A 23,277-nucleotide genomic window follows, 5' to 3' on the forward strand; every position below is an offset into this window, starting at 1 on the left:
TTGGTTCAATGTCAAATAGTGTTGGTAGGTTTTATAATTAGTCGAGAATAAATTTATTTTAGTTTTAATAAAGATACAACTTGTTCACCGCAGGTGAAATACACTCGCTTTCTTACGTTTAGTCAAGTGTTTAAATCCCTTTTTTTAATTAATTCCCGGAGGGGTACCCCTCCGGGAATTAATTAAAATTTTGCACTTCGAATAGACCTTGTGTTTTTTGTCTTTTTTTCAAGGTCTATTGTGTTATAATTAAATCATAGTATGATTATTGTTGGCTTGAAGCTTTCTCATAATCATACAATAGGTCGTTTTGAATAAGATGAAATGCGACTTTCAAGAATTTATTCATACAAGCGACTACTGCAACCTTATGATGCTTATTATAGGGTTGTTTTTTTAATTTATAATAATAATCAACTAAATGATTTATTTGTTTTCCTTTAGCAGAAAGCATTGAGACAATCATAAAATACAAAATACCACGCAGTCTACTATTACCGCGTTTATTTATACGATCTTTATACTCCATATTTCCAGACTGATATCTTACGATATCTATACCGGCGTATGCATTTAGTTGTTTATTATTTTTAAAACGTGTTAAATCCCCTAGTTCAGCTATGATTCTACAGGCTAATTTATCTTTTATTCCGGGAAATGACCGAAGGATCCTGTATTCTTTACGGTCTTTTGACATTTCTGTCATTCTTTGAATGATTTCATCTTGCTCTTCCTCCATCTCTAATATTTTCTTGGCATAATCCCTTACTAACTCACAAGAATAGTCTGTTTCATCAACTGCTGGAAATGAATCCTTTGCGATTTCAATCAATAAAATTGCTCTTTCCTCTAACTTTTTTAATGAATAGTTTTTCTTAGTGCATTTTTTAATACGATTTTTAATAACTGTTTTAGATCGTTTTAATATCAAGTTTGGGTGAGGGAATACTTGTACAAGATTATAATAAAGTTTTGATTTGTTAATAAAAGCCGTATCAAAGTCTGGGAAAGATAATTGTAATGATGCATGTAGTCGATTTTTGTACTGAATCCTCTCTTTCATAATCTCATCATAGCGACGTGACATTGTACGCATCTGTTCGTAATAAGAATCTTCGCGATAAGTTTGGAAATAATCGTTTTTAAAATGATTCTTAGCCAGTTGATGCGCATCACTTATATCTGTTTTGTTTCTTCTTAGAGATTGGGTGTTAAGGTGTGCTAATAAAGGATTTAAAGAATAATAAACGAGATTATTCTCTCGTAAGAATCGTTCTAAAGCAGCCGAATATACTCCAGTCGCTTCAAAAACAAATTCTAAGGTATAATTATTCTTTTCACTTAGATCTTTAATGATTTTACTTAAATTAGAGAATCCCGTTTTTGAATGAATTAACCTCCCTTCAAATTCACAGTTACCTTGCTCGTTGTAAGCGGCCATGGTACTACTCTTTCGACTAACGTCGAAAGCAATAACGCATCTCATTTTCTTCTCCTCCTTAATATTTTTGTAGAAGTCTCCACTTTACCTTATCGATTCCACTTTCTTATACACGGTCTCTGGGGACCCAACATACTAAGCTGATTCAAATAAGGGAGTGAAGTTAGCCAGTTTCCGATCGTCGAACTCAAGGTCCTTAGCGTGATTCGGCTTTACTTCACTTCTACTATAAAAAAATAGTAGCACAAAACCTGGCCTAGGTCTTGTACTACTAATCTTAGTATGTTTCCGCGGGCACGGCTTCAGCTAACTAAGGCAAGCATAGAGCGCTTGCCTTAGTGGATCTTCAGCTCGTGCTATTCCCGCAGGAGTCTCGTGTATTTCACCTGCTGTTTTTAACTTCTAAATTAAATGGCTGCTTCATATCGCGTTTCTATTGATTTAAACTTGAAGTGAATCATAATTCGTTTCTTGAAATTATAAAAATTAAGATAACCGTATGCGACTTTGCTTGACTGAGTTAGCTAAAAGCCGTGCCCACGGAACGCGGAGCTTCGGCTAACTGCGGTTTATAACGTGAGTTATAAAATTAAATATACTCAAAAATAAAAATAACGTTAGTAAGTTTCCAAACTCACCAACGTTATATATTGTACAACCAGCATTTTTCTATTGTAATTTTATGTTAAATGATACCGAATAATATACCGAGTGCTGCTAAAATGATAACAACCCACCAAATAATTGAACTAAGGTTGCGATTAGGTCGATAACGTCTGCGATCCCATCTATTAGGATCATAATTTAGCCCATCACTTCTAACAACCCGTCGTCTGTAAACCACGTTAGGAGAATAATGCTTAGCCTTCGTAAGTACAATCGGACCAAGAGCCAAACCTGCGATTAAGCCAAAGATATGTGCAGAAATATTAATGCCCGGTTGAATAAAGGTCATCAATACCCCCATTAATGTAATAATTGTCACGATCTGTCTACTAGCAGGATCAATTAAATCCTGACGGAAAAAACTCATAAACAAAAATAAGCCGAGTAATCCATAGAGAGCACCAGAAGCTCCTAAATGGAGGTCATTAATTCCAACGAAATAAGTAAATACATTCCCCACAATCCCTGTAAATAAGTAAACAAATATAAATTTAAACTTACCAATCATTTGCTCTAGGGCTGGTCCAAATAAAATCAGTGAGAAAGAATTAAATAGGATATGTGTGACCTCATTTGGCGCATGTAAGAATATTGGTGTGACTAATCGCCAATATTCACCTATTTCAATCCCTGTATTCCAACCAACACCCCAAATCCAAATTAGTTTACCAATTGGATTAGGGAAATACATCAGTAACCATAAAATAATATTAATCGCAAGGATCCCTGAAATAACTGGATATAATCGAATGAAATCTCGAAATGATTCGTTACGGAAAAACATAAAAACGCTCCTTTTAGATACCAGATAATATTAACATACGCTATTCTATTCAGTTTTGACAAATTATATCATTCATCTATTAGTTATACTATAATAATAATAACAGTTTATAAAAAGGTGATCCAATGATAATCGGAATCGGAATTGATATTATAGAGTTAGATCGGATTGAAACGATTTTACAACGAAATCCAAGAATCGTAAAAAAAATTTTAACACAAGAAGAAGAAACATTATTTAACCAGAAAAATACGGCTCATGCTAAAGTGGAGTTTTTAGCAGGTCGATTTGCTGGTAAGGAGGCTTTTTCGAAAGCATATGGGACTGGAATCGGAAAAATAAGCTTCCACGATATTAAGATTCTAACAGGTGATCTAGGTCAACCTGTACTTCAATTTGCACATACACATCAGTTTAAAACTCATATTTCAATATCACACAGCCGCACATATGCCATTGCTCAAGTAATTTTAGAACAATAGAAGCTTAGCTTGTCTGCATATTTAATGAGGCAAATTCATATAGTGTAGTGCGGGTAGGAGGGACTAAAATGAAAAGTGTCACCGCAAAAGAGATGTATAATATTGACCGAAAAGCGATGGAAGACTATCACTTATCAGGTGTACTATTAATGGAAAACGCTGGTCGAGCAATTACGGAAAAAGTGCTCAAGCATCTTAGTAAAGATTCAATAGTCGTAGTCTTAGTAGGTGCAGGTAATAATGGTGGTGATGGTTTTGTCATTGCTAGGACACTTGCCAATTTAGGTTTTCAGGTTAATTTAATCCAGATCGCATTTGATCAACAGATTAAAGGAGATGCAGCTGAGCATAAAGCTATCTATTTGAAATTTGGCTATCAAATGACCCAAATTAATCAAACAGACATTTACCAAGACATAATTCAATCAGCAGATGTGATTATTGATGCCATGTTAGGAATTGGTTTTCAAGGAGAGTTAAAAGAACCTTATCGATCAATCGTTAAACTAATCAATTCACTAAATAAGACAGTCATTGCAGTCGATTTACCGAGTGGTGTACCGGCTGAAACGGTGGACGGGCCAACACTTGCAGTTCAAGCAGACATCACATATTGTATCGAGGCGCCAAAGCCAAGTGCTTTTATTGAACGCTATGCTAATTTTTATGGTGAGTGGGAGACGGTAGAGATCGGATTACCAAAGTCTTTACTTGAAGCCTGTAAAACAGACGTTTGGACCTTGGATAAAGTCAAACAAACTTTACCAAAGAGAGACAAGCATAGTCATAAAGGAAGTCATGGTAGAGGATTAGTTATAGGTGGACATAAAGAAATGCCAGGGGCAGTACGGTTAACAGCTACAGCAGCACTTAGATCTGGTGTAGGATTATTAACTGTTGGATCAACGAGTGATGTCTTACCAATTGTAGCAAGTGCAGTAACTGAGGCTACGTACATGGATTTAACAGATCCGAAACTGGATTTTGAATCGAGAATTCAGCCTTTCGATGCAATTGCAATCGGGATGGGAATGGGTCGATCTGATCTGTCACGCCAATGGCTTGATGCTGTCATCGAAAGTGACAAGCCTATTATCATTGATGCTGATGGCTTGTATTTTCTAAAAAGTCACTTAGCGAAGCTGGCAGAACGAAAGGCACCGACGATTTTAACACCTCATCCAGGCGAGATGGCTATGTTAATTGACCAAACAATTCAATATGTGAAAAACAATCCATTTGAAGTAGCAAAAGACTTTGCAAAAAACTATCAAGTTTATTTAGTTCTAAAAGGAGCATATACAATTGTTACCTGTCCAAACGGGGAACAGACGATCAACACCACAGGAAATCCTGGCCTTGCAAAAGGTGGAAGTGGCGATTGTTTAGCAGGTATCATCTTAGCACAAATCATGCAAAAGGGTTCGTTAAAGTCAAGTCTTGCAAATGCCTGTTATATTCACGGGCTCGCAGCAGATCTTGCGATTGAAGATCATCATTCTACAACTGATCTATTGGCAACGGATTTAATTAATTTTTTACCTGATGCTTTTCGGAAATGTTTAAATTAATCTGCGGTACATTCATTCCCTTTTTCTCTGACTAGAGTAAAAGGAGTTGAAGCGATGAATAGAATGATGAAATGGTGTTTCATTCTTTTCTCAATCTTTATTATAGCGGGTTGTGGTGAAGCTTCAAAAGAAGATGTAGTAGCAAAACTTGAAAAATCAATTACGGAATTAACTAGTTATCAAACGACAGCGATTATGGAAATGCAGACGGGCGAAACAGCCCAACAATTTCAAATTGATGTAGCATTTAAAGCTGATAACTATTATCGTGTATTTATGCATAATGAAGAAGATGAAGAAGGAAGTCAAATTATTTTAAAGAATGAACAAGGTGTATTTGTATTAACACCTTCACTTAATAAAAGCTTCCGATTTCAATCAGATTGGCCAACAAATGCAAGTCAGCCATATTTGTATCACTCTTTAGTTTCAGATATTTTAAATGACGAGCAAGCAGATTTTACGATAGTTGATGATTACTATATTTTCACAACTTTAACAAATTATCAACAAAATCAAACCCTTCCAATGCAAGAGATTTATTTAGATCAAAAGACATTAACACCTCAATTAGTTAAAATCTATGATGCTGATTATAATCTTGTAGTGGAAGTAATGTTTGAACCGTTTGAATTAAATATTGAGTTTGACGAAGGATACTTCGATGTTGATGCTAATTTAACAAGCCAATTATTTAGTTTACCTGTTAGCACCATGGAAGAACAAATGGATCAAACTGATTTTTCAATTAGGTATCCATCAGTTACTTACGATAGCCAATTAACGGATACATCTGAATTTGAAATAGAGGACGGTAGACGTGTTGTTTTAACGTATCAGGGAAACCGTGACTTTACAATTGTACAAGAAGCAAAAACTTCTGAAATGGTTGCTTATCGACAGCCTGAAAGTGCATTAGGTGAACCAGTGCTTGTTGGATCAACGATTGGTGCTTTAACAGATCACTCACTATCATGGTCAGAAAATGGAATCGATTATTATCTAGCTAGTGACACACTTTCAGTCGATGAAATGATTGAAGTAGCCCAATCTCTCGCGGTACAAATGGAAAAATAACAATTGCTAAGCAGATCCTAAACTAGGGTCTGTTTTTTATTTGGATAAGCATTTGACAGTATGTTGATAAAAAAAGATAATAAACAAAAGAGGATATCTGGAGGTCGAAGATGAAGTCAGTAAAATACCGACCAGCACAAATAGAAATAGACTTATCAGCAATTAGAAAAAATATTCATTCACTACAAGCAACGTTAGAACCACAAACAGACATCATTGCAGTAGTTAAAGCAAATGGCTATGGACATGGGGATGTTCAAGTAGCAAGGGCTGCATTAGAAGCAGGAGCAACTGGACTTGCTGTCGCATTATTAGAAGAAGCGATTAAATTACGTGAATCAGGAATAGCTGCCCCGATACTAGTGATGGGCTGGGTGGCACCAGAATTTGCTGACATAGCTAACGAATATGGGATCACTCTAACAGTTTTCCAAGCGAGCTGGCTAGAATCATATTATCAATTATCAAATTCAACAGCCAAACTCCCAATCCACATTAAGTTAGATACTGGGATGGGAAGAATCGGGATAAGGGAAGAATCAGAACTCAATGACTTTCTTGGAAAACTAGATCAAAGTCGAATCAATGTTACTGGTGTATACACCCATTTTGCAACAGCAGATGAAGAGGATACAGATTATTACGAATTCCAAGTGAGTCGATTTGAGCCTTTATTAGAAATAATCAAACAATCAGTAAAACAGGATTTAACAATTCATATCGGTAATAGTGCGGTTTCACTCAGACATCTGAATCACCTGTATCATGCTGTTCGATTTGGTATTGGAATGTACGGGTTATATCCATCAACTTATTTAAAAGAAAATCGTCCATTTGATCTCGTACCAGCTTTATCATTAAAGACGCAACTCTCACACGTGAAAAGGGTAAATCCCGGTGAGTCAATTAGTTATGGTACAACATATAAAGCGGAGAAACATGAGTGGATAGGAACGATTCCAATCGGATATGGTGACGGGATTCAAAGAAGGTGGCAAAATTTTGAAGTTTTAATTGATGGAAAAAGAATGCCGCTAGTTGGGCGAATTTGTATGGATCAATGTATGGTTCGGCTAGATCAAGCATATCCTATTGGTACAGAAGTTACTTTTATTGGGCAGCAAGGTAAAGAATCGATTTATTTGGAGGAAATTGCAACGCATTTGGATACTATTAATTATGAAGTTGCTTGCTTATTGACAGATCGACTACCACGTATGTATTTAAATGAAAAAGCTACAGAATAGAAAGTTGATATATTTGACATATTTAAATAAAAAAACTAGTAAAAACACCTTTAAAACTATAGTGGACAATGGTATGATAAGAGAGAATTTATATGGCTTATAATTGTGTGGAGGTGGAGGTTTTGTCAAGTAGCATGAAAGAAGTTGTTGTAAAGTTACCTGAAAACCTATTAAAAGAGGTGAATGGACTCTTGGTAGAAGAAGATAAAGAATTAAGTGATCTGCTGATCCAAGCGGCAAAATCTTATGTAAATGATAAAAAAGAACAACACATACGAGAATATATGCAACGCGGATATATGGAAATGGCAAAGATTAACCTTAACATCGCTGCAGAATCTTTTTTAGTTGAAGAGGAGGCCGAAATCACCTTAGAACGCTTAGTGAGCGGGGTGTGATAGTTTGATCGTAAAAAGAGGCGAAGTTTATTTCGCTGACCTGTCACCAGTTGTTGGTTCTGAGCAAGGTGGCGTTCGTCCGGTACTAGTGATTCAAAATAACATCGGCAATCGATTTAGCCCGACCGTTATTGTAGCTGCGATCACTGCTCAAATTCAAAAGGCAAAATTGCCAACGCATGTTGAAATTGAAGCGGAAAAATACGGATTCGAACGTGATTCGGTAATTTTGCTTGAACAAATCCGAACTATAGATAAACAGCGATTGACTGATAAAATCACGCAGTTAGATGGTCAGATGATGGATAAAATTGATCAAGCACTTGAAATAAGTTTAGGTTTAACTCATATTTAATAGATAAATAATTTTTACTAGATGACGGAAGAAGCACTTGTTTGTACTGACAAGGGCTTTTTGTTTACTTTTTTTAAAATATTTAATTAAAATAGAGTAATCTTATAGTTTTTAACTGCATTTAATGTTAAATTAAAGATATTATCGAATACGTTTACAATTAATAATAAAGGTGGTTAGTACTTTGCCAAAGCGAGTTAATCAAATCATTATTAACAACAGTGATATTATTATCAAAAATTGGTTGAAGATAGTTTCTGAAAAACGGATTGATGAGTATACGACATCAATCTCAGAAGATTTATTCCACAGCACTAATCGAGAATTTGTAAATGTTATTTTTAAAAGTCTAGATGAAGATCGTTTAACGAGTGAAATTGAGACGTTTTCTGAAAGATTAGTCCACTTAGGTTGGCCGCTATCTTATTTAACGGATGGATTAACGACATTTAGACGTGTTGTATTTGATTTTATCTTAAGTCAAAGTCAAAAGATTGATAGTGATTATTTTTCAATTATTATTGATAAAGTGAATGGTTGGGTAGATCCAATTATTAATAAGCTTGTTGACGAGTATTCAGGAAATTGGGAGCATACTGTTTCATTACAAAGAGTAGCTTTGCAAGAGTTATCTGCACCGTTAATTCCTGTGATGAGGAACATCACGATTATGCCTTTAATTGGAACTATCGATACAGAACGCGCAAAACTCATTATGGAAAACTTACTTCAAGGTGTTATCAAGCATAATGCTGAAGTTGTTTTAATTGATATTACAGGTGTACCAGTAGTGGATACTATGGTTGCGCATCACTTGATCCAAGCAGCAGAAGCAGTCAGATTAATTGGAGCAAATTGTATATTGGTAGGTATTCGCCCTGAAATTGCACAGACAATTGTTAATTTAGGTATTGATCTATCAAGGTTCCCGACACGATCTTCTTTAAGAAAAGGTTTTGAGACAGCCCTTGAAATGACCGGAAGAAAGATTATTAAAGAAGATAAAAGTAAAGAAATGATCGAAGATATTATGAAATCAATAGAAAAGGAGTGATCTCTTGCGTATCCCTATTCTGAAATTACAGAATTATTTGCTTATTTCAATTCAAGTAGAATTAGATGACAAAACCGCTATTCAATTTCAAGAAGATTTACTAAACCAAATTTATAAGAGTGGTGCAAAAGGTGTTGTAATTGATTTAACTTCTGTGGACATCATAGATTCTTTCATTGCGAAAGTTCTTGGTGATGTCGTTACTATGTCAGATCTAATGGGGGCAAAAGTGGTTTTAACTGGTATTCAACCTGCAGTGGCGATGACGCTGATTGAGTTAGGCATCCATATGCAAGACGTTCAAACAGCATTAAACCTAGAGCAAGGTTTGATTAAACTTCGCCAGGAATTGGAGGGGTGATGATGGAATTCAAACCCTGTGTTAATATTCATCAGGAAATTGATATTGTGGGGGCTCGACAATTAGGTAGACAATATGCGAAGCAATTGGGGTTTAATACGGTTGACCAAGCACGAATCGCAACAGCAATTTCAGAGTTAACTAGAAATATTTATTTATATGCTAAATCAGGAAAAGTATGTTTTGACGTCATTGATCAAATTAACCGAAAAGGTTTGAAGATCTGTGCAATTGATAATGGCCCGGGGATTCAGGATATTGGCCAAGTGATGCAGGATGGGTATTCGACATCTGGTGGTCTTGGAGCGGGTTTGCCAGGTGTGAAAAGACTAATGGATCAATTTAATATCCAATCAGACCAAGATGGGACGAGGATTGAAGTTATAAAATGGGTTAGATAATGGGGTGAAGCGTTCGTATGGAGACAGCTCATTTTGATTTGCATAATTATCGGCAATTATTAAAAGATTATTTATTAACTAATGATGAAACAGCCCTATATCAAGCTGAACAATTTAGTCGACTATCAGTTAAACATAATATTTCACCGGAAGAAATGATTCAAATTCATATCGAGGCACTTCAAGATTTGTACCCGGATTTACCTAGAGAAATAAAAGATTCACTATATTTCTTGTTAGAGGCAATGATTTCATATGGACTAGCACTACAAGAAAACCAGTTTTTAAGAGAAAAGCAATCCAAACTAGAATCAGAAATTTCCGTTGCTGCTGACATGCAGAAGACATTACTATCGACAGTAAAGCCTGTAATCAAAGGTTTAGATATTGGTGCCATTAGTGTGCCAGCAAGTACGATGAACGGTGACTATTACCACTTTGTCACAAACAAAGAAGATCAATTAGGTATTGCACTGGCAGATGTAATCGGTAAAGGGATACCAGCTGCCCTAGCGATGTCGATGATTAAATACTCGATGGATAGTTTCACAGAGAGTTATCAAGAACCGAAAATGATTTTAGAAAACTTGAACCGAGTCGTGGAGCGAAATGTTGATCCAAGTATGTTTATTACCATGTTTTATGGACTCTATAATCCAAAAACTGAGACATTCTCTTACGCATCAGCTGGCCATGAGCCATGCTTTTATTATCATGCTAAGCAGCAGGAATTTGAGGAAATTCATGCGCCTGGCTTAGTTCTTGGTGTCAAAGATGATACAAAGTACCAACAATTTAGTCGCAAGATTGACGAGGGTGATTGTTTGGTTTTATTAACAGACGGTGTGACGGAGTGTCGCTTAGGTGATCACTTTATTGAGCGGGAACAAATTCTTAAAGTTATTCAAAGTTATATTCACTTACCAGCACAAGAAGCTGTCGAAAAAGTATTTCGCCATTTTGAAGCACTTCAAGATTTTCAGTTACGTGATGATTTCACACTACTGATTATTAAAAAAGAGGTTTAACAAAAGTCTAATGGGGAATTACATAATTTAATTGTACAGGTAGAAGGGAAGAGGTTGAATGAACATTAATTTAGATCTTGAGATAATTGATGATCAATTATCAAAAAAACTGCTATTATCAGGAGAAATTGATGCGTATACAGCACCGAAATTAAAAGAAGCATTATTACCATTGACTAAAGAAACAGGGAAAGAAGTTATTGTTGATTTAGAAAATGTGAAATATATGGATAGTACAGGTTTAGGTGTCTTCATAAGTGCATTAAAATCTTCAAAAGAGCATAATTCATCATTTAAACTGATTAACCTTCAAGAGCGGGTAGAACGATTATTTAAGATTACGAGTTTAGATAAGATCATGACAATTGAAAACTCACTACGGGGTGGTAATAAATGAGGGAATTTGACTTTGTGGAGATGAGACTACCGGCAAAACCGGAATATGTCGGTGTAGTTCGTTTAAGTGTTTCTGGTATTGCCAATCGAATGGGATTTTCTTATGAAGATATAGAAGACCTTAAAGTGGCTATTTCTGAAGCTATGACAAATGCAACGACGCATGCATACGATGACGGAGAAGAAGGGGAAGTCACGATTGGATTTGGGATTTATCCAGATCGATTAGAAATTATGGTTGCTGATCGTGGTGGAAGTTTTGACCTAGACGAAGTGAAGCAACATATTGGACCTTATCAACAAAATGAAAAGATCGAGAATCTTCGAGAAGGAGGGTTTGGTCTTTTCCTTATTGATGCATTGATGGATAAGGTTGAAATTAATAATAGTTTTGGTGTCATAGTTTTAATGACAAAAAAGCTCCCCACAAATGAGGTGGAAATAGATGACGAAATCTCAACCACACAATAGTCGTGAGGATGAGGTTTACCAATGGATTGAGTACCTTCAGGAAAACCCTAAAGATGAGAAAACTCAAGAAAAAATCGTCCTAACCTATCAAAATTTAGTTCGTTCGATTGCAAGAAAATATGCAAAAAACAGCTCTATCCACGAAGATCTCGTCCAGGTAGGAATGCTAGGGTTGTTAGCTGCAATAAGAAGGTATGATTCTACATTAGGTAAATCCTTTGAATCATTCGCAATTCCAACCATTATTGGTGAAATTAAACGATTTATCCGTGACAAAACGTGGAGTGTCCACGTACCACGCCGAATAAAGGAACTAGGTCCAAGAATTAAGAGAGCGACAGAAGAATTAACTGTTATGTATCAAAGGTCTCCTACTGTTGCGGAAATAGCAGATTATTTAGACGTCTCAGAAGAAGAAGTGCTTGAAACAATGGAGATGGGGCAAAGCTATAAAGCATTATCAGTCGATAAGAAAATTGAGGCTAACTCTGACGGCAGTACAGTGTCAATTCTTGATTTGATTGGAGATCAGGATGATAATTTTGAAAGAACTGATTTACGACTTTTGTTAGAAAAAGTATTACCTATATTGTCAGAACGAGAACAGAAGATTTTGCAATATACTTATTTTGATAATATGAGTCAAAAAGAGGCTGGAGATCTCCTTGACATCTCACAAATGCATGTTTCGCGTATCCAACGTCGAGCGTTATTAAAATTAAGAGAAGCTTTACAAGCAGATGGAATAGGTGTTATAGACTAATGATTCGAACAAAACATATAGATATCTCAGTTTTTCAAAAAGTTAAACACGGTAATGTTGATTGTGGTGATAGTTATTTCTACTATCAAGAGGGCGATTATTTTATCTGTGTGATCGTTGACGGTCTTGGTAGTGGAACACTTGCAAATGAATCATCACAAGCGGTTGTTAATGTGATTAAATCTAATCCATTTATGTCAATTACTGAAATGATTAGATTAAGCAACCATGCCTTGATTGGTAAACGCGGAGTCGTATTAGGAATATTACAACTAAATTTAAAAACTGAACAATTTACTTATTCCTCTATCGGTAATATTGGCTTAATGACAATTAATTCGGACGGGAGAAAAAGAAGAAACATACCAATGTCAGGCTATTTAGGTGGCTACTTGCCAAAAGCAAAGGTCATAAACGGTACTTTTAAAACTGATACGATCTTTATTATGTTCTCTGATGGTGTGTTAGCTCATGAATTAACCGATCGATTATTTGATAAGCAAAGCGTCTATGAGATTACTGAAGCATTTGCTTCAAAAATGGAACCAACACGAGATGATGATACAACACTTGCAGTTATGAAATATATTTAAAGCTCTATGATTACATCGCCAGATATCATAGAGCTTTTTCATTTTTTTTGTTAAAATGAACTGAAGAAGAATGGAGGAACTAACATGGACGAAACATTTAATCAATCAGAATTGATAGGTGACGTAGCGAAGAAAATCGCACTTAAACCAAATGTCGTGAAACAAGTCATTGGTCTTTTAGAGGAAGGTAATACAGTACCGTTTATTGCCCGATATCGAAAAGAACAGACAGGTGGCTTAGATGAGGTTCAGATTAAGGCGATTGAAGATCAATGGTCCTACACTGTACAATTAGCTAATCGAAAACAAGAAGTGATTCGACTGATTGATGAACAAGGAAAGCTTACTGACGAATTAAGGAAAGATATATTAGCAGCGGATCAGCTCCAACGACTTGAAGATCTTTATCGACCATACAAGCAGAAACGGAGAACAAGAGCAACGATTGCTAAGGAAAAAGGGTTAGAGCCACTAGCGCAATTAATTTGGGAGCAAGAAAGCAAGGATATTAGTACTGAAGCTAAAGCCTATATATCAGAAGAAAATGATTTAGCAACGATAGAAGATGTATTGAATGGTGCAAATGATATTATTGCTGAATGGATCTCTGATGATGCGACTTATCGAGATTACATAAGGAATCAAACTTTTAACCAAGGACAAATTAATGCAACTGTTAAAGATGAATCATTAGACGAAAAACACGTCTACCAAATGTACTACGATTATACAGAACCGATCAAAACAGTTGTGTCTCACCGTATTTTAGCGATGAATCGTGCGGAGAAAGAAGATGTTATTCGAGTTAGTATTAATGTATCGATTGAGCACATTCAAAACTACCTAGAACGGCAAATTATTAAACCGACGACTGATCAACAAGTACGTGAATTTCTACAAGCAGCAATTGCTGATAGTTATAAGCGCTTAATTCAACCATCGATAGAACGTGAAATTCGATCAACATTAACTGAACAAGCGGAAGAACAAGCTATTGATATTTTCTCAATGAATTTACGTCATTTATTACTACAACCCCCACTCAAAAGACAAACAATACTTGGAGTTGATCCTGCCTTTAGAACAGGATGTAAATTAGCTGTTATAGATGAGACAGGAAAAGTATTAGCTGTTGATGTCATTTATCCAACAGCACCTAAAAATGATATTAAAGGTGCAAGAAAAGTAGTTGGACGTATGATAAACGATTACCAAGTTCAACTAATTGCTATTGGAAATGGAACGGCATCACGAGAGACTGAACAATTTATTGCTGACTTTATTAATGATGAACAGTTAAATGTCTCATATTTAATTGTTAATGAATCGGGTGCAAGTGTCTACTCAGCTTCTAAATTAGCCCGTGAAGAATTTCCGGATTTACAAGTAGAAGAACGAAGTGCAGTCTCAATTGCTAGACGTGTCCAAGATCCTCTTGCAGAGCTTGTGAAAATTGATCCAAAGTCAATTGGCGTTGGTCAATATCAGCATGATGTTAGTCAGAAGAAATTAGCTGACTCTTTAACGTTCGTAGTCGAAACAGCAGTTAACCAAGTTGGTGTTAATGTAAATACGGCATCTGTTTCATTGCTGCAGTATGTATCAGGTCTAAGTAAAACGGTGGCTAATAATATTGTGAAAAAGCGAGAAGAACTAGGGTTTTTCAGTAATAGAAAACAACTTGAGGATATTCCTCGACTTGGTAAAAAGACTTATCAGCAAAGTATTGGTTTTCTGCGAATCAATGATGGAACTGAGCCATTAGATCGTACACCAATTCACCCTGAAAGTTACAAAGTGACAGAAAAACTTCTTAAGATGATTGATTGTCAAAAGACTGATCTTGGAACGGCAACATTGCAAGATAAGTTAATTAAATTAAATATTGCTGAAGTTGCAGATGAACTTCAGATTGGTGAACCTACTCTTCGTGATATCGTTGAAGCACTTAGCCGCCCATCACGAGATTTACGTGATGATTTACCTAAGCCATTGCTTAAGAAGAATGTCTTATCAATGGAAGACCTCAAACCAGGTATTGAGCTTCAAGGGACGGTAAGAAATGTCGTTGACTTTGGTATCTTTGTTGATATCGGTGTAAAACAAGACGGCTTAGTCCATATATCAAAAATGTCAAAACAATATGTTAAACATCCGAAAGATCTTGTTGCTGTTGGAGACGTCATTACCGTTTGGGTGATTGATATTGATCTCCAAAAAGAACGAATTGCTTTATCAATGATAAAAGAGGACTAGAAATTAACAAAGCTTCCCCTATAGATAAGTTGGCTTAACTTATTTATAGGGGATTTTTTTCTAGGGAGCTAGTTCAAATTATCTAAAAATTAAAAATAGAGCAAAAAAACTTTACGGATAAGCTGTATAAATATACAATAACAAATAGAAAAAACGTAATAATATTCAAGGTTGCACCATAATTTTTCAAATTACCGAGCGAGGTGGATGAAGCAAATGAAAAAGAGAATTGTGATAGCATTAGGTGGCAACGCCATTCTAACAAAGGATCCAAGTGCAAAAGCGCAACAATTGGCATTAAGAAGCACAGCCAAGAAGCTTGTTCCATTAATCGAACAAGGCCATGAGTTAATTATCTCTCATGGGAATGGTCCTCAAGTAGGTAATCTGCTTTTACAACAAAGCGCTGCAGATTCTAAGGAAAATCCGGCATTACCATTGGATACATGTGTAGCCATGACACAAGGGAGTATCGGTTATTGGTTGCAACTTGTTTTAAGAGAGACACTAAAGGAAGCAGGGATAAACAAAGAAGTCATCACTTTGTTGACGCAAGTAATAGTGAGTAAAGACGATCCTGCTTTTAGTCACCCAACGAAGCCAGTGGGACCATTCTTATCAGAAGAAGAAAAAAATCGAAAAAATGACCAGGATATCTATATAGAAGATTCCGGTCGAGGATGGCGTAAAGTAGTTCCATCTCCTAAGCCGATAAGTGTGACAGAAGCACCATTAATCGAGAAACTCGTTGAAATGGGTGCGATCACAATCGCTGCAGGTGGCGGTGGTATTCCTGTTGTAGAGGACAATGGGGAAGTATCAGGTGTAGAAGCTGTAATTGATAAAGATTTTGCTTCAGAGAAATTAGCAGAACAAATTAAAGCAGATCTATTAATTATATTAACGGCTGTAGATCATGCGTATCTTGATTATAATCAACCAAATCAAAAGCAAATTAAAACTATATCTGTAGAAGAACTGAAACAACATATTGATAAAGGCCATTTTGCTTCGGGTAGTATGTTACCAAAGGTTGAAGCAGCTATAAGATTTGTTGAACATTCAAATCGTACAAAGCAGGCCATCATTACATCTTTAGATAATGTCGCTAATATTTTTACAACAGATATCGGAACACGTATTTATTAATAAAGTCAGCTCATAATTTATTTTATGGGCTTGATTTATTTTAAAAAATGTTTATAATTCGTTTAGTACAGAAAAAGGGATTGAGAAGATGGATGATAATCAATTGCAAGAACTTGTAGCCGAAATCTCGATCGAATATTTCAATAAACCTTTTTATGATCAAGCCTGTTTCAATTCTAGATTAAGAACTGTGGGTGGTCGTTACCTCCCAAAACAACGTAAGATTGAAATTAATCGAAAGTACTTATTAGAATTAGGTAAATCAGAGTTGATCGGAATCATTAAACATGAACTTTGTCATTATCACTTACACATAGAAGGAAAACCATACGGACATGGTAGTGCAGAATTTAAAGCTTTATTAGCAAACACCAAATCTCCACGGTATTGTCGCCCTCTACCTTCTGAACAACAGAAGATAGTCGACTTACATCATTATGAATGTATACAATGCGGACAACTGTATAAAAGAAAAAGAAAAGTAAACATTAATAAGTATAGTTGTGGGGTTTGCAAAGGGAAAATAAAACTTGTCCAATAAATTATGGAGAACCCCTTGACCAAAGTATATAAAACCGAGTAAACTATAGGTATGTGATTTTGATAATAATTTTTTTGAGAAAATGTGTTGACAGCGAAAAAGAATTGTAGTATATTTTTTAACGTCGCTAATAACAAAAAATATTCCACAGTAGCTCAGTGGTAGAGCAATCGGCTGTTAACCGATCGGTCGTAGGTTCGAATCCTACCTGTGGAGCCATGGAGAAGTACTCAAGAGGCTGAAGAGGCGCCCCTGCTAAGGGTGTAGGTCGGTATTTGCCGGCGCGAGGGTTCAAATCCCTCCTTCTCCGCCACTTTCTAAAAGTTGGCCCGTTGGTCAAGCGGTTAAGACACCGCCCTTTCACGGCGGTAACACGGGTTCGAATCCCGTACGGGTCACCATTACAATTTAATTAAAACATACACAATAAATTGGTCCGGTAGTTCAGTTGGTTAGAATGCCTGCCTGTCACGCAGGAGGTCGCGGGTTCGAGTCCCGTCCGGACCGCCATTGTTTATTGGGCTATCGCCAAGCGGTAAGGCAACGGTTTTTGGTTCCGTCATGCGTTGGTTCGAATCCAGCTAGCCCAGCCATTTTCTTTTTTCGATCATTTATAACTTCGATAAGGATACCCTTAAAACAGTCTGTTTTAAAGGGTTTTCTACTGAAAATGTAGACCAACTTAGTTTTAAGCTATTAATTATGAGCCATTAGCTCAGTCGGTAGAGCATCTGACTTTTAATCAGAGGGTCGAAGGTTCGAATCCTTCATGGCTCACTTTTCATTCTTATTAGGCGGTCGTGGCGGAATGGCAGACGCGCTAGGTTGAGGGCCTAGTCGGGGTTTACTCGGTGGAGGTTCAAGTCCTCTCGACCGCACTTTTTCAAAAAAAGTGTTGACAAACAAAAATGATCAGTGTTATAATCAAGGATGTCGCTTGTTAGAGCGATAACAACATTTAAAAAGTTAATACACTTTATTCTACTTATTATTTGCGGGTGTAGTTTAATGGTAAAACCTCAGCCTTCCAAGCTGATGACGAGAGTTCGATTCTCTTCACCCGCTCCAAACAATGGGCCTATAGCTCAGCTGGTTAGAGCGCACGCCTGATAAGCGTGAGGTCGGTGGTTCGAGTCCACTTAGGCCCACCATTGATCTTTGAAAACTGAATCCAAACAACGAAAGATGTTAAGAAAAACAAGTAAGAAGAAGCTAGTGCTTCAAAATTGAGTTAATCGTAACTCTATCAATTTTATTGAGAGTTTGATCTTGGCTCAGGATGAACGCTGGCGGCGTGCCTAATACATGCAAGTCGAGCGCGTGAAATTAAACAGATCTCTTCGGAGTGACGTTTAATGGATCGAGCGGCGGATGGGTGAGTAACACGTGGGCAACCTGCCTATAAGACTGGGATAACTTACGGAAACGTGAGCTAATACCGGATAAAACCTTTTGTCTCCTGACAAGAGGATAAAAGATGGCGCAAGCTATCACTTATAGATGGGCCCGCGGCGCATTAGCTAGTTGGTGAGATAAAAGCTCACCAAGGCAACGATGCGTAGCCGACCTGAGAGGGTGATCGGCCACACTGGGACTGAGACACGGCCCAGACTCCTACGGGAGGCAGCAGTAGGGAATCTTCCGCAATGGACGAAAGTCTGACGGAGCAACGCCGCGTGAACGAAGAAGGTCTTCGGATCGTAAAGTTCTGTTGTTAGGGAAGAACACGTACCATTCGAATAGGGTGGTACCTTGACGGTACCTAACGAGAAAGCCCCGGCTAACTACGTGCCAGCAGCCGCGGTAATACGTAGGGGGCAAGCGTTGTCCGGAATTATTGGGCGTAAAGCGCGCGCAGGCGGTTCTTTAAGTCTGATGTGAAATCTTGCGGCTCAACCGCAAGCGGTCATTGGAAACTGGAGAACTTGAGGACAGAAGAGGAGAGTGGAATTCCACGTGTAGCGGTGAAATGCGTAGAGATGTGGAGGAACACCAGTGGCGAAGGCGACTCTCTGGTCTGTAACTGACGCTGAGGCGCGAAAGCGTGGGTAGCGAACAGGATTAGATACCCTGGTAGTCCACGCCGTAAACGATGAGTGCTAGGTGTTAGGGGGTTTCCGCCCCTTAGTGCTGGCGTTAACGCATTAAGCACTCCGCCTGGGGAGTACGGCCGCAAGGCTGAAACTCAAAAGAATTGACGGGGACCCGCACAAGCGGTGGAGCATGTGGTTTAATTCGAAGCAACGCGAAGAACCTTACCAGGTCTTGACATCCCGCTGACCGCTATGGAGACATAGCTTTCCCTTCGGGGACAGCGGTGACAGGTGGTGCATGGTTGTCGTCAGCTCGTGTCGTGAGATGTTGGGTTAAGTCCCGCAACGAGCGCAACCCTTGAACTTAGTTGCCAGCATTTAGTTGGGCACTCTAAGTTGACTGCCGGTGACAAACCGGAGGAAGGTTGGGATGACGTCAAATCATCATGCCCCTTATGACCTGGGCTACACACGTGCTACAATGGATGGTACAAAGGGCTGCGAAACCGCGAGGTGGAGCCAATCCCATAAAACCATTTTCAGTTCGGATTGTAGGCTGCAACTCGCCTACATGAAGCCGGAATCGCTAGTAATCGCGGATCAGAATGCCGCGGTGAATACGTTCCCGGGTCTTGTACACACCGCCCGTCACACCACGAGAGTTAGCAACACCCGAAGTCGGTGAGGTAACGCTTTTAGCGAGCCAGCCGCCGAAGGTGGGGCCAATGATTGGGGTGAAGTCGTAACAAGGTAGCCGTATCGGAAGGTGCGGCTGGATCACCTCCTTTCTAAGGAAAATCAGGAAGTGGAGACGCCTTGCTCATCGACGTACAGATTGGAGAAGGCCTGACGAGATAAAGGAAATACGATGAACGTAAGTGAATCGATATTGACTTATCGTAGGAAGGCATTCGAAATCTGCTAGTCGATAAGGCGTCGGAGCTAGACTGATCTAGGAACAGCCCTATGGGCTGACTTAACAATTCAGTTGTTTGGTTCAGTTTTGAGAGATCAATCTCTCAAAGGATCTTCTGTTAAAATCGTCACATCCGTGGGACTGCGATTACTCGCCCCATCGAAAACATTTGTGACAACACAGAAGTCACCACATCCGTGTGGAAGCGTACCTTGAAAACTAGATAAGAATAAACAGTAAGTGAACATTCCTTATTTATGAGGATTGAACACGAGCTGTATGACAAGACATCAAATCAAACTTTTAAACAAAGTAAGACCAAAAGTCTTTTTTACTGTGAAGCAATAAAAAGTTCAACTTTAGTTAAGTAAGAAAGAGCGCACGGTGGATGCCTTGGCACTAGGAGCCGACGAAGGACGGGACAAACACCGATATGTCTCGGGGAGCTGTACGTAAGCATTGATCCGGGAATTTCCGAATGGGGGAACCCACTACTCGTAATGGAGTAGTACATTTAACTGAATCCATAGGTTAAATGAGGCAGACCTGGGGAACTGAAACATCTAAGTACCCAGAGGAAGAGAAAGCAAAAGCGATTTCCTGAGTAGCGGCGAGCGAAACGGAATTAGCCCAAACCAGTAAGCTTGCTTACTGGGGTTGTAGGACACATCATTAGGAGTTACAAAGTGACGATTTACACGAAGCGATCTGGAAAGGTCCGCGATACAAGGTAACAGCCCTGTAGTGGAAAGATCATCACCTCCGATGTGTATCCTGAGTACGACGGAACACGTGAAATTCCGTTGGAATCCGGGAGGACCATCTCCCAAGGCTAAATACTCCCTAGTGACCGATAGTGAACCAGTACCGTGAGGGAAAGGTGAAAAGCACCCCGGGAGGGGAGTGAAATAGTACCTGAAACCGTGTGCTTACAAGTAGTCGGAGCCCGTTAATGGGTGACGGCGTACCTTTTGTAGAATGGACCGGCGAGTTACGATTTTCTGCAAGGTTAAACCAGAAAAGGTGAAGCCGCAGCGAAAGCGAGTCTGAAACGGGCGAATATAGTAGAAGGTCGTAGACCCGAAACCGTGTGATCTACCCATGTCCAGGGTGAAGGTCAGGTAACACTGACTGGAGGCCCGAACCCACGTATGTTGAAAAATGCGGGGATGAGGTGTGGGTAGGGGTGAAAAGCCAATCGAACACGGAGATAGCTGGTTCTCTCCGAAATAGCTTTAGGGCTAGCCTCAAGATACGTATCCTGGAGGTAGAGCACTGATTGAACTAGGGGCCCTCATCGGGTTACCGAATTCAGTCAAACTCCGAATGCCAGAGATATAGACTTGGGAGTCAGACTATGGGTGATAAGGTTCATAGTCGAGAGGGAAACAACCCAGACCGTCAGCTAAGGTCCCAAAGTATACGTTAAGTGGAAAAGGATGTGGCGTTGCACAGACAACCAGGATGTTGGCTTAGAAGCAGCCACCATTTAAAGAGTGCGTAATAGCTCACTGGTCGAGTGACGCTGCGCCGAAAATGTACCGGGGCTAAACGTATCACCGAAGCTACGGATTGATCTTCGATCAATGGTAGGAGAGCGTTGTAAGTGCAGAGAAGTCAGACCGAGAGGACTGGTGGAGCGCTTAGAAGTGAGAATGCCGGTATGAGTAGCGAAAAAGAAGTGAGAATCTTCTTCACCGAATGCCTAAGGTTTCCTGAGGAAGGCTCGTCCACTCAGGGTTAGTCAGGACCTAAGCCGAGGCCGAAGGGCGTAGGCGATGGATGACAGGTTGATATTCCTGTACCACCTCGTGACCGTTACGAGCGAAGGGGGGACGCAGGAGGATAAGAAAAGCGTGCTGATGGAAATGCACGCCCAATCAGTGAGTGAGTCAGATAGGCAAATCCGTCTGATATTAATCATGAGCTGTGATGGGGAGGGAAATATAGTACCGAAGTTTCTGATTCCACACTGCCAAGAAAAGCCTCTAGCCAGGACACAGGTGCCTGTACCGCAAACCGACACAGGTAGGCGAGATGAGAATTCTAAGGTGAGCGGGAGAACTCTCGTTAAGGAACTCGGCAAAATGACCCCGTAACTTCGGGAGAAGGGGTGCTTCTTTTAGAAGAAGCCGCAGTGAAAAGGCCCAAGCGACTGTTTAGCAAAAACACAGGTCTCTGCGAAGCCGCAAGGCGAAGTATAGGGGCTGACACCTGCCCGGTGCTGGAAGGTTAAGGGAATGCGTTAGTACCTTTGGTACGAAGCGTTGAACTGAAGCCCCAGTGAACGGCGGCCGTAACTATAACGGTCCTAAGGTAGCGAAATTCCTTGTCGGGTAAGTTCCGACCCGCACGAAAGGTGCAACGACTTGGGCACTGTCTCAACGAGAGACCCGGTGAAATTATACTATGCGTGAAAATGCGCATTACCCGCGACAGGACGGAAAGACCCCGTGGAGCTTTACTGTAGCTTGATATTGAATGTTGATGCCATTTGTACAGGATAGGTGGGAGCCAAAGAAGCGTGAGCGCTAGCTTACGTGGAGGCGCCGGTGGGATACCACCCTGATGGTGTTGACCTTCTAACCCAGGACCGTTATCCGGTTCGGAGACAGTGTCAGGCAGGCAGTTTGACTGGGGCGGTCGCCTCCTAAAGAGTAACGGAGGCGCCCAAAGGTTCCCTCAGAATGGTTGGAAATCATTCATAGAGTGTAAAGGCAGAAGGGAGCTTGACTGCGAGACCTACAAGTCGAGCAGGGACGAAAGTCGGGCTTAGTGATCCGGTGGTTCCGCATGGAAGGGCCATCGCTCAACGGATAAAAGCTACCCCGGGGATAACAGGCTTATCTCCCCCAAGAGTCCACATCGACGGGGAGGTTTGGCACCTCGATGTCGGCTCATCGCATCCTGGGGCTGTAGTCGGTCCCAAGGGTTGGGCTGTTCGCCCATTAAAGCGGTACGCGAGCTGGGTTCAGAACGTCGTGAGACAGTTCGGTCCCTATCCGTCGTGGGCGTTTGGAAGTTTGAGAGGAGCTGTCCTTAGTACGAGAGGACCGGGATGGACATACCGCTGGTGCACCAGTTGTTCCGCCAGGAGCATGGCTGGGTAGCTACGTATGGAAAGGATAAGTGCTGAAAGCATCTAAGCATGAAGCCTCCCTCAAGATGAGACTTCCCATCTTTTAGAGTAAGATCCCTCAGAGACGATGAGGTAGATAGGTTCGAGGTGGAAGCATGGTGACATGTGAAGCTGACGAATACTAATCGATCGAGGACTTAACTAAATTAAAACGT

At 39.4% G+C, this 23,277-nt stretch carries 19 protein-coding genes, 9 tRNA genes and 2 rRNA genes; 28 read left to right on the forward strand and 2 right to left on the reverse strand.

The features are described from left to right. Nucleotides 1-265 precede the first annotated feature (265 nt). Together AXY_RS01810 and AXY_RS01815 are read right to left on the reverse strand one after the other, a co-directional pair. Nucleotides 266-1,486: an IS110 family RNA-guided transposase gene (locus AXY_RS01810; RefSeq protein ID WP_015009078.1), complete on the reverse strand. Its 1,221-nt coding sequence runs from the start codon at nucleotides 1,484-1,486 to the stop codon at nucleotides 266-268. A 640-nt stretch (nucleotides 1,487-2,126) separates the two neighbouring features. Next, the gene (locus AXY_RS01815) at nucleotides 2,127-2,891 is read right to left on the reverse strand and encodes a rhomboid family intramembrane serine protease (RefSeq protein ID WP_015009079.1); all 765 of its coding nucleotides are present in this window, start codon (nucleotides 2,889-2,891) and stop codon (nucleotides 2,127-2,129) included. A 125-nt stretch (nucleotides 2,892-3,016) separates the two neighbouring features. Here AXY_RS01815 and acpS point away from each other — a divergent pair, with 125 nt between their 5' ends. From acpS to AXY_RS01955, 28 genes are all read left to right on the forward strand, one after another. Further along, a complete protein-coding gene (gene acpS / locus AXY_RS01820; protein WP_015009080.1) occupies nucleotides 3,017-3,373 on the forward strand; it encodes a holo-ACP synthase in 357 nt (118 codons plus the stop codon). Between the two features lie 68 nt (nucleotides 3,374-3,441). Next, nucleotides 3,442-4,944 (forward strand): bifunctional ADP-dependent NAD(P)H-hydrate dehydratase/NAD(P)H-hydrate epimerase, encoded by a 1,503-nt coding sequence (locus AXY_RS01825; RefSeq protein WP_015009081.1) that lies wholly within the window; start codon nucleotides 3,442-3,444, stop codon nucleotides 4,942-4,944. A gap of 54 nt (nucleotides 4,945-4,998) precedes the next feature. Continuing rightward, on the forward strand, nucleotides 4,999-6,021 hold the full coding sequence (locus AXY_RS01830; RefSeq protein WP_015009082.1) for a LolA family protein: 1,023 nt from the start codon (nucleotides 4,999-5,001) through the stop codon (nucleotides 6,019-6,021). 110 nt (nucleotides 6,022-6,131) lie between these two features. Continuing rightward, nucleotides 6,132-7,268, forward strand: a complete 1,137-nt coding sequence (gene alr / locus AXY_RS01835; protein WP_015009083.1) for an alanine racemase — start codon at nucleotides 6,132-6,134, stop codon at nucleotides 7,266-7,268. A 134-nt stretch (nucleotides 7,269-7,402) separates the two neighbouring features. Further along, nucleotides 7,403-7,666 carry a hypothetical protein gene (locus AXY_RS01840; protein WP_015009084.1) on the forward strand — a complete coding sequence of 88 codons (264 nt, stop codon included), beginning with the start codon at nucleotides 7,403-7,405 and terminating at the stop codon, nucleotides 7,664-7,666. Nucleotides 7,667-7,670: 4 nt separating this feature from the next. After that, nucleotides 7,671-8,021 carry a type II toxin-antitoxin system PemK/MazF family toxin gene (locus tag AXY_RS01845; protein WP_015009085.1) on the forward strand — a complete coding sequence of 117 codons (351 nt, stop codon included), beginning with the start codon at nucleotides 7,671-7,673 and terminating at the stop codon, nucleotides 8,019-8,021. A 184-nt stretch (nucleotides 8,022-8,205) separates the two neighbouring features. Further along, complete coding sequence (locus AXY_RS01850) at nucleotides 8,206-9,075, forward strand: RsbT co-antagonist protein RsbRA (protein WP_015009086.1); 870 nt, start codon at nucleotides 8,206-8,208, stop codon at nucleotides 9,073-9,075. Nucleotides 9,076-9,079: 4 nt separating this feature from the next. Then, nucleotides 9,080-9,436, forward strand: a complete 357-nt coding sequence (locus AXY_RS01855) for an STAS domain-containing protein (RefSeq protein ID WP_015009087.1) — start codon at nucleotides 9,080-9,082, stop codon at nucleotides 9,434-9,436. A gap of 2 nt (nucleotides 9,437-9,438) precedes the next feature. Next, on the forward strand, nucleotides 9,439-9,837 hold the full coding sequence (locus AXY_RS01860; RefSeq protein ID WP_015009088.1) for an anti-sigma regulatory factor: 399 nt from the start codon (nucleotides 9,439-9,441) through the stop codon (nucleotides 9,835-9,837). 17 nt (nucleotides 9,838-9,854) lie between these two features. Beyond that, nucleotides 9,855-10,865, forward strand: a complete 1,011-nt coding sequence (locus AXY_RS01865) for a PP2C family protein-serine/threonine phosphatase (protein ID WP_015009089.1) — start codon at nucleotides 9,855-9,857, stop codon at nucleotides 10,863-10,865. Nucleotides 10,866-10,923: 58 nt separating this feature from the next. Next, nucleotides 10,924-11,262, forward strand: coding sequence for an STAS domain-containing protein (locus AXY_RS01870; protein ID WP_015009090.1), 339 nt, complete (start codon nucleotides 10,924-10,926; stop codon nucleotides 11,260-11,262). Next, on the forward strand, nucleotides 11,259-11,732 hold the full coding sequence (rsbW, locus tag AXY_RS01875; RefSeq protein WP_015009091.1) for an anti-sigma B factor RsbW: 474 nt from the start codon (nucleotides 11,259-11,261) through the stop codon (nucleotides 11,730-11,732). The genes AXY_RS01870 and rsbW overlap by 4 nt, the downstream gene beginning before the upstream one ends. Then, nucleotides 11,707-12,495 carry an RNA polymerase sigma factor SigB gene (gene sigB, locus AXY_RS01880; RefSeq protein WP_015009092.1) on the forward strand — a complete coding sequence of 263 codons (789 nt, stop codon included), beginning with the start codon at nucleotides 11,707-11,709 and terminating at the stop codon, nucleotides 12,493-12,495. Before rsbW ends, sigB begins: the two co-directional genes overlap by 26 nt. Then, nucleotides 12,495-13,088, forward strand: coding sequence for a SpoIIE family protein phosphatase (locus tag AXY_RS01885; RefSeq protein ID WP_015009093.1), 594 nt, complete (start codon nucleotides 12,495-12,497; stop codon nucleotides 13,086-13,088). Before sigB ends, AXY_RS01885 begins: the two co-directional genes overlap by 1 nt. An 84-nt stretch (nucleotides 13,089-13,172) precedes the next feature. Next, the gene (locus tag AXY_RS01890) at nucleotides 13,173-15,344 is read left to right on the forward strand and encodes a Tex family protein (protein WP_015009094.1); all 2,172 of its coding nucleotides are present in this window, start codon (nucleotides 13,173-13,175) and stop codon (nucleotides 15,342-15,344) included. Between the two features lie 216 nt (nucleotides 15,345-15,560). Then, nucleotides 15,561-16,493 carry a carbamate kinase gene (arcC, locus tag AXY_RS01895; protein WP_015009095.1) on the forward strand — a complete coding sequence of 311 codons (933 nt, stop codon included), beginning with the start codon at nucleotides 15,561-15,563 and terminating at the stop codon, nucleotides 16,491-16,493. Nucleotides 16,494-16,581: 88 nt separating this feature from the next. Further along, nucleotides 16,582-17,034 (forward strand): SprT family protein, encoded by a 453-nt coding sequence (locus tag AXY_RS01900; protein ID WP_015009096.1) that lies wholly within the window; start codon nucleotides 16,582-16,584, stop codon nucleotides 17,032-17,034. 144 nt (nucleotides 17,035-17,178) lie between these two features. Then, nucleotides 17,179-17,253 (forward strand) — tRNA-Asn (locus tag AXY_RS01905). A 1-nt stretch (nucleotide 17,254) separates the two neighbouring features. Further along, nucleotides 17,255-17,347: transfer RNA gene (locus tag AXY_RS01910), tRNA-Ser, on the forward strand. Between the two features lie 13 nt (nucleotides 17,348-17,360). After that, nucleotides 17,361-17,435, forward strand: a tRNA-Glu gene (locus AXY_RS01915). A gap of 32 nt (nucleotides 17,436-17,467) precedes the next feature. Further along, nucleotides 17,468-17,544, forward strand: a tRNA-Asp gene (locus AXY_RS01920). A gap of 8 nt (nucleotides 17,545-17,552) precedes the next feature. Then, nucleotides 17,553-17,627 (forward strand) — tRNA-Gln (locus tag AXY_RS01925). A gap of 111 nt (nucleotides 17,628-17,738) precedes the next feature. Next, nucleotides 17,739-17,811: transfer RNA gene (locus AXY_RS01930), tRNA-Lys, on the forward strand. Nucleotides 17,812-17,828: 17 nt separating this feature from the next. Beyond that, nucleotides 17,829-17,912 (forward strand) — tRNA-Leu (locus AXY_RS01935). Nucleotides 17,913-18,028: 116 nt separating this feature from the next. After that, nucleotides 18,029-18,102 (forward strand) — tRNA-Gly (locus AXY_RS01940). A gap of 6 nt (nucleotides 18,103-18,108) precedes the next feature. Continuing rightward, a tRNA-Ile gene (locus AXY_RS01945) sits at nucleotides 18,109-18,185 on the forward strand. Nucleotides 18,186-18,285: 100 nt separating this feature from the next. Beyond that, a 16S ribosomal RNA gene (locus AXY_RS01950) occupies nucleotides 18,286-19,855 on the forward strand. Nucleotides 19,856-20,344: 489 nt separating this feature from the next. Beyond that, nucleotides 20,345-23,267 (forward strand): 23S ribosomal RNA (locus AXY_RS01955). Together the 16S and 23S rRNA genes with 9 tRNA genes alongside form the textbook arrangement of a ribosomal RNA operon. Nucleotides 23,268-23,277 lie beyond the last annotated feature (10 nt).

Origin of the sequence: Amphibacillus xylanus NBRC 15112, assembly GCF_000307165.1 — a bacterium.
GTDB lineage: Bacteria > Bacillota > Bacilli > Bacillales > Amphibacillaceae > Amphibacillus > Amphibacillus xylanus.